This is a genomic window from uncultured Cyclobacterium sp., from assembly GCF_963976465.1.
Taxonomy (GTDB): Bacteria; Bacteroidota; Bacteroidia; order Cytophagales; family Cyclobacteriaceae; genus Cyclobacterium.
The window spans coordinates 1-7,094 of sequence record NZ_CAXBOC010000300.1; the positions used below are offsets into that span (position 1 = coordinate 1).

A 7,094-nucleotide genomic window follows, 5' to 3' on the forward strand; every position below is an offset into this window, starting at 1 on the left:
TGGTTCTCATTAACAACAAACCATCACTTAAGGAAGTATGCCTAACAATCCCAACATAACTTTTCGTAAAAAACATTACCATGGCACCTATCATCAAATAGGAGGCTGCAGACCTTATTACCGGATAATCAGTCAATGCTGCCCAGTCAAAATTAGCTCTAAGCCAAAATGCCAGGATTACACATTGAAACATGATGAACCCATCCAGAAATGCAATGATCCATCTCGGAAGAATGTTGATTTTTTTGCTCAAGTTGATCATAAAAAAGGTTGATTTAAATGTCCATAAGGACAAATCCTTGGGTAAAATATTTTTAATAAATATTATGTTTGTATTCCGCTATATTGTATTACAAAAAAATAACACCACTTTAGGTTAAGCATAACCGGCTAATAATTACCCATTTAGCATTTATTAAAGTTAAAAATTTATCTTAATAAAAATAAATTATACTTTTTTTTTTTTAAATGCATGTTATTCAATTGTTCAAAAACATATTGGGATTTTCTCTATAAAAACATTTCAGTCAAAGATGATTAAACAGCATTATTTTCTAGATTTTTAAAAATATTTGTTTTAATAGTTACAATAACAATAAGCAGTTTCATTAGGTGCTCAAATATACTAAATAAAATTAAAAAGCGCTATAACCGTAAAAAAACAGAAGTTTCAATTTAAAATTTTTTATCTGATCTTTTTTCAAAATTATAATTTAAATACCGAAATCTACTTTTTGTATTAAGTTTTATGCTATTCTTAATTTTTTTGTAGTGGATAAAAAAAATAAACTAGTTACGAAAGGATTGATTTTGGACCGGGGAAGGACTTTTATTTTGGACCGAGGCTAAGAAATCCCAGCGAAATGGGTTTAGAAAATATTTTTTATTACAAGGCAAAGAATCGGTTTAAAATTAGAGGGAAGGAGTTACTATTTTATTTTATGTCTTTGATAGACTTTGGTAGGGCCTTTTGTAGGGTAAGTTGTCCACTCGACGAACTCAGGAACCGGAATTCGTCATTCAGAGACTTTGCCTTAGCTTTGCGCTTTGGAAGTTGACGGAACCTCAAACGTGACAAGATTGCCACACCCTATTCCTACGCAACATTTCTCCAAAAAAGGGATCGCATTGACTAAATGGTATTTGATTAATTCGGTACACTTGGACTTGCTCAGTGACCAACAGCTGCTTGCTAAGGAACTAATAAAAAATCAACCTGTTTTATCCAGCTTTTCGTATATAGAGTTTTTACTAATAAACTCCGGAATGATCTCTTTCATTTTGAGCACAACAGCGGTGTTGTCATGATGTTTGTTAATGACCAACAATTCACTAATGGAATTATTGGCTTCAGAATAGGAATATTTTTTTACTTTGGCAATACTAATTTTATGGTGGTGCGTAGGGAGCGTCAGTTCAGCATTGGAAAGCAATTCCTCATAGAGCTTTTCCCCCGGACGTAATCCTGAATACACAATTTGAATGTCTTTCCCTTCTTCAAGACCTGCCAGTTGAATCATCTTTTTGGCCAGGTCCACAATCTTAATGGGTTTCCCCATGTCAAAGACATAGATTTCGCCTCCTTTGCCCATGGTCCCTGCTTCCAATACCAGCTGTACAGCTTCAGGGATGGTCATAAAATAACGGGTGATATCCGGGTGGGTAACAGTAATTGGCCCCCCTTTTTTGATTTGAGAACGGAATCGTGGGATTACCGAACCATTGGAGCCTAGTACATTGCCAAATCTGGTAGTAATAAACCTGGTATTACAGGTTTCAAGTCCGTTTAATGATTGGGTATAAATTTCGGCCAATCTCTTGGAGGCCCCCATTACATTGGTAGGATTTACTGCTTTATCTGTAGAGACCATCACAAATTTATCCACCCCAAAAGAAACCGCCAAATCAGCAATATTTCTGGTCCCACCAACATTCACAGATATGGCTTCAAAAGGATTGTTTTCTATCATGGGCACATGTTTGTAAGCCGCTGCATGATACACCATTTGAGGTCGACAAATATTGAACAGTTTATGCATCCGCTCATAATTGCTGACATCGGCCAAAACCACCTCCATTTTAGCTCCGGGAAATTCATCCTCCATGGCCAATTGCACCTCATGCAAGGGGGATTCTGCATGGTCGCATAAAATCAATAAAGAAGGCTTATAAGAAAGCACCTGCCGAACAATTTCCGAACCGATAGAACCGGCTGCTCCGGTTACCAAAACCTTCTTTCCTTGAAGATCACTTTTTACTTTCTGTTGATCGATTACTATGGGTTTGCGTTGCAATAGGTCCTCAATCCGTAATTTTTTAATTTGTTTGCTGGGCAATTCTCCGGAAAGCCAATTTTTGGCCGCCGGAATGGTCAGCACTTTAATTCCCAAGCGAATGCATCGCTCTATTACCACTCTTTTTTCGCGCTCATTTAAATTTTCATTGGTAATTAGTAATTCCTGAATCTGTTTTTGTTTCTGTAGTTTGGATAAGTCCTTAATGTGATAAACCTTCTTTTGCTCCAGGTAATTATTAAGCATGCTGCGATCAGTACTTAAGAACCCTTCTACAACATAATTTATATCAGGGTCATTGTTTAAGGCTTGCTTCACCAATACAGCATTTTGATCCGAGCCATAGATCAGCACCTTATGCTGAGCCTTATTCATAAATTTAGTCACTAAAATAAGGTAGGTTGATTTAGCCAATAACCTAAGGGCAATTAATAAAGTGGAGTTAATAAAGAAATTAACCAGCAAAACCAGCATTAAAAATTTGGCGTTCAATGCTATCCAATAATGCCCCAAACTATAATAAAATAATATATAAAGAAGTGAAAAAGTTAAGGTCGCTGCCAAAATATTAAAAAGGTCAATTGTATTGGAATACCTTAGCAATCCGGTATGTAACTTAAAAAAATAAACCACAGGTAAGGCGATGGCACAAAAACAAGCGGTGGCTGTTAGGTACTGAACAAATTCCATCTGGTCGAAACCGAATCCACCAATGATCAGAAAAGCCAGGGAAAAGGAAGTAAATACGATAAGAATATCCACCGATAATATCACCAAAGGATGAATATGACGGTCATTTTTCAAAAAATTCTTAACCGGGTTTAAATTTGATTTCAGCACTTTTTTCAATTTTTCTTTAAAATTTTATCAATAATAAAAACAATAAATATCCCGACTACACAAATTTAGCAAAAACGACTCAGGCAAAGGCAAACAATATCTCAATGAACACGAAACATTATTAAATATTTGTTTTACCATAAAATGGAATAACCATTATAGCCACCCTATTTTCCAAGAAATTAATAGCTCCACACCTTAAGGTAGTAATAAAACTATATTAATAGCAAACCAATGAACTAGACAGGTTCAAGAAATATCAAAATAATATGACATTCACATCAATAACCTGATGCTTTATTCAGGTTATGAAAGCTAAAAACTGATATTTTGGTTGCTTAAATCGATTAGTTTAATATAATTCTCAATCATTTTATTTCCATCCAACTGGGTCAAGGTTGATTAATTTTTAAAAACAAGGAAACAAATGGGGTATAAAACTTTAATTTTTCTTAGGCACAAAGATACGATTTTCACTTTATAGTTTTTTCATCTTTGAGCTAATATTATTGAGGCAAAACCCTATTTCTACTGATTATTATAATTTTATAAAAATAATCCATAGACATCATTAGTAAGTTGTTAGTTGAGCTGAGCCACTACACAACTCTTGGTTTTATAATCAATAATAAGTGGTATGACTAGAGACTAGAAATGGTAAACTTAATAAATGCTGTTGAAATCTTTGTTTAGCTTTCCAATTTTTTGCGTTGGAGTAATTATTTAGTGTGCAATGAATTGAGCAAAAGCAAGGGGTTCTGGTCTATAATTGAGAAAATATTACCCATAGCCTTTCTGTGAAGCACCATCCGGAAGGTCTTTGCTGATCACTGCTCCTGCAGCTATGGAACACCATTTACCTACCTTTACACCGGGAAGCACGGTACTATTTGCACCCACAAGGGTACCTTCTCCGATTTCAGCTCCCCCACAAAGGGTGGCCTGTGGGGCGATATGTACAAAATCACCTACTACACAATCGTGATCTACAGAAGCTGCGGTATTGACGATCACCTGTTTGCCAATATGACTATTTACTTTCACTATGGCTGCTTCCATAATGACCGTCCCTTCTCCAATACTCGTATATTGGCTAATCAGGGCTGATTTATGGATGATGGTTCCAACCCGGCCCTGGAGCTAAACTTCTCCTGCAAAAGTTTTCTAAGCTTATTGTCACCTATGGCAATAAAAAAAGGCGCATCAAATTCAAAATCATCGGGAACAGGCCCCATTACCGGACAGCCCAAAATTTTATCAATTTTTGGATTGTCATCAAAAATCCCTGAGATTTTTACTGTAGGATCCAAAAGATCTATGATGGCTCTCGCATGTCCTGAAGCTCCAAATAAGTACATGTAATGCTTTTTTATAAGGTTATAGTTGTGTTCCGGTAAATTTTTCTGTGCTTACCTCGTTTTGAAAATCAATATGCTCACGGTAAAGGATCGGCTTTATGGTCAAGAACATAATTTTTAAGTCAAGATAAAAATTCTGATTCCTAACATACCAAACATCATACTTGAATTTTGTAGGCCAATCAATACTGTTTCTGCCTTTCACTTGTGCCAAGCCGGTAATACCGGGCAAAACATTATGTCGCTTGTTCTGCTCTTCGGAGTACAAGGGCAAGTATTCCGGCAATAAAGGCCTTGGACCGACCAGACTCATCTCCCCTTTCAAAACATTGATCAATTGTGGTAGTTCGTCAAGGGAAGTCTTTCTAAGTCCAGCCCCAATTGGGGTCAAGCGCATCTCATCAGACAAAGGTAATCCATTAGGGCCTTTTTGGTCCCTCATGGTTTTAAATTTCAGTAATTTAAATGGCTTGCCCTTTTTGCCTGACCTTGATTGGATAAAAAATACTTTGCCATTAAATTCCCAAAGGAGCAAAACAGCAATCACTAACATAACCGGTATAAAAAGTAACAGTATTATCAAAGAAACGAAAAGGTCAAAAATTCGCTTACCCATTTTCTTACTCTTTAAACAGATTTTTCTGCATTCCAAGCCACTTCCTTATGCAACCTGAAAACCACATGAATCACCCTGTCCAATTGTTCATTTGACAAACCTGTGCCACTGGGCAAACAGATCCCGTCTAGAAACAAACGCTCTGCCGTTTCCCCCCCATAAAAGGGGGCACCACAATAGATGGGTTGTAAATGCATGGGTTTCCACAAAAACCTGGATTCAATCTCTTCTGCTAAAAGCAATTCTCTTAAATCGCTGGCTTGAAAACCCGTCATGGAAGGATCAATTACCATGGTGGTCAACCATCTGTTGGAAAAATATCCTTGGGGTTCTTTCAAAAATGAAATGCCGGGAAGCATTTCCAAATGTTTTTTATAATAATTATAAATGCCTCTTCTTCTCTTGATTCTTTCGTCCAAAACATCGAGCTGAGCCAAACCAATGCCGGCAGAGAGGTTATTCATTTTATAATTAAACCCCACTTCCATATGCTCGAAATAGGGGAAGTCCAACTTGGCTTGGGTGGAAAGGTAACGGGCATTTTTGTCCCAGAACCTGTTATTGGTTAATAGTGCTCCCCCTCCCCCTGTAGAGATAATTTTATTTCCATTGAAAGAGTAGATGGCCAAATCCCCAAAAGTACCTGTAAATTGCCTTCCTATTTTAGATCCCACCGATTCAGCGGCATCTTCTAAAACAGGAATGCCGTATTGTCGTGCAATCCTGGATATCTCGGGCCAATTGGCAGGCATACCGAAGAGGTTGACCACAATGATGGCCTTGGGCTTTTTTCCTTTGGCCAGTCGGTCTTTAATGGCCCGTTCAAGACTTTGGGGACACATGTTCCAGGTATCTTTTTCACTGTCTACAAAGATGGGCGTTCCTCCCAAATACAAAATAGGACTGGTGGTAGCAATATAAGTGAAGGATTGACAGATCACCTCATCTCCCGCACCAACCCTTAGCAAATGTAAGGAAAGGTGAATGGCAGAAGTTCCGGAATTTAGAGCAACCGCGTGGGGGCTGTTGAATTTATTTGCTAACTGCTTTTCAAACTGTTGGATAAAAACACCGTTTGTAGCAATATTTTCCTGGGCTATCGCTTGGTTTACAAACTCAATTTCTTCACCCGTAAATTGAGGAGATGACAAATAAATTTTACCTGTTTCGCTGGTCATTTGTTACTGTTTGCTAGCTAAAAAAAAGCAACGGTTTTATACAAATCTAAGCGATTACCCCTCAATACCAAAGGGATTTTTTGCCGGTAAAAATAAATTTTTTCACCTAAAAATCTTGGTTTAATCTAAATACATTTTTACTTATTGCAGCGACATTTTTCCGAATTTAAAACAAAATCGATGGAAATTTTTCTTTCATATAATTTTTAAGAAGTTTTTAAATTATTTTCCACAGGTTGTGCAAATTTCCTTAAAATAAAGTAAAGTGGGATCAAAACGGCTACGAATACCAAGCCGGCAAGCCAGTGAATTTCTGACAAACCTATACCATAAATCCATAGCAAATTGATAAGCAATTGCAGGATTGCATAAGCAAAAGAAATGGACAAATGGGAAAAACCTTTTTCGTTGGCCAGGTATTGGTAAAGGTGGGTTCGGTGGGGGTTAAAAATATTTTCTTTTTTGGACAGCCTGATAAAAATGGTCATGCAGGCATCTATTCCATAAAGGCTAAAGAAAAATAGATAAAAAGGATTTTGGGTGATAAAGATAAGCTTGATCATTAGGTAGCCCAATACCATGGCCATGCTTACACTTCCCACATCACCGGCAAAAGTTTTGGCCTTTTTCCTAACATTAAACCAGGCAAATACCAATGAGGAAATGCCCACCAAGGCAATCAATTCCTGCTCCCCTTCTAGTGCAGGAAGCTGATAAAAAGTAACCAAAGCCACCAAGGCATACAAAACAGTAATTCCATTGATCCCATCCATAAAATTGAATAGGTTGGTCCAGCCAATCAATAGGA

The 7,094-nt window shown here is 37.2% G+C and carries 5 protein-coding genes and 2 pseudogenes; all 7 read right to left on the reverse strand.

Features of this window, described 5'->3' with window-relative positions:
- Window positions 1–262: pseudogene (locus AAC037_RS16010) on the reverse strand (polysaccharide biosynthesis protein); the annotation flags it as partial.
- A gap of 949 nt (window positions 263–1,211) precedes the next feature.
- Window positions 1,212–3,098, reverse strand: a complete 1,887-nt coding sequence (locus AAC037_RS16015; protein WP_339903945.1) for a nucleoside-diphosphate sugar epimerase/dehydratase — start codon at window positions 3,096–3,098, stop codon at window positions 1,212–1,214.
- 816 nt (window positions 3,099–3,914) lie between these two features.
- Window positions 3,915–4,193 carry a DapH/DapD/GlmU-related protein gene (locus AAC037_RS16020; RefSeq protein ID WP_339903946.1) on the reverse strand — a complete coding sequence of 93 codons (279 nt, stop codon included), beginning with the start codon at window positions 4,191–4,193 and terminating at the stop codon, window positions 3,915–3,917.
- A 38-nt stretch (window positions 4,194–4,231) separates the two neighbouring features.
- Entirely contained in the window at window positions 4,232–4,492 is a 261-nt protein-coding gene (locus tag AAC037_RS16025) for a hypothetical protein (protein ID WP_339903948.1), read from the reverse strand.
- A gap of 19 nt (window positions 4,493–4,511) precedes the next feature.
- A complete protein-coding gene (locus tag AAC037_RS16030) occupies window positions 4,512–5,108 on the reverse strand; it encodes a sugar transferase (RefSeq protein WP_339903949.1) in 597 nt (198 codons plus the stop codon).
- 11 nt (window positions 5,109–5,119) lie between these two features.
- On the reverse strand, window positions 5,120–6,286 hold the full coding sequence (locus AAC037_RS16035) for an aminotransferase class I/II-fold pyridoxal phosphate-dependent enzyme (protein WP_339903950.1): 1,167 nt from the start codon (window positions 6,284–6,286) through the stop codon (window positions 5,120–5,122).
- Between the two features lie 206 nt (window positions 6,287–6,492).
- A pseudogene (locus AAC037_RS16040) lies at window positions 6,493–7,094 on the reverse strand (UDP-GlcNAc--UDP-phosphate GlcNAc-1-phosphate transferase); the annotation flags it as partial.

Bases quoted from the DNA above. Each gene is read 5' to 3' on its own strand.
- AAC037_RS16020 (WP_339903946.1), bottom strand. From the start codon at position 4,193: ATGGAAGCAGCCATAGTGAAAGTAAATAGTCATATTGGCAAACAGGTG.
- AAC037_RS16025 (WP_339903948.1), bottom strand. From the start codon at position 4,492: ATGTACTTATTTGGAGCTTCAGGACATGCGAGAGCCATCATAGATCTT.
- AAC037_RS16030 (WP_339903949.1), bottom strand. From the start codon at position 5,108: ATGGGTAAGCGAATTTTTGACCTTTTCGTTTCTTTGATAATACTGTTA.
- AAC037_RS16035 (WP_339903950.1), bottom strand. From the start codon at position 6,286: ATGACCAGCGAAACAGGTAAAATTTATTTGTCATCTCCTCAATTTACG.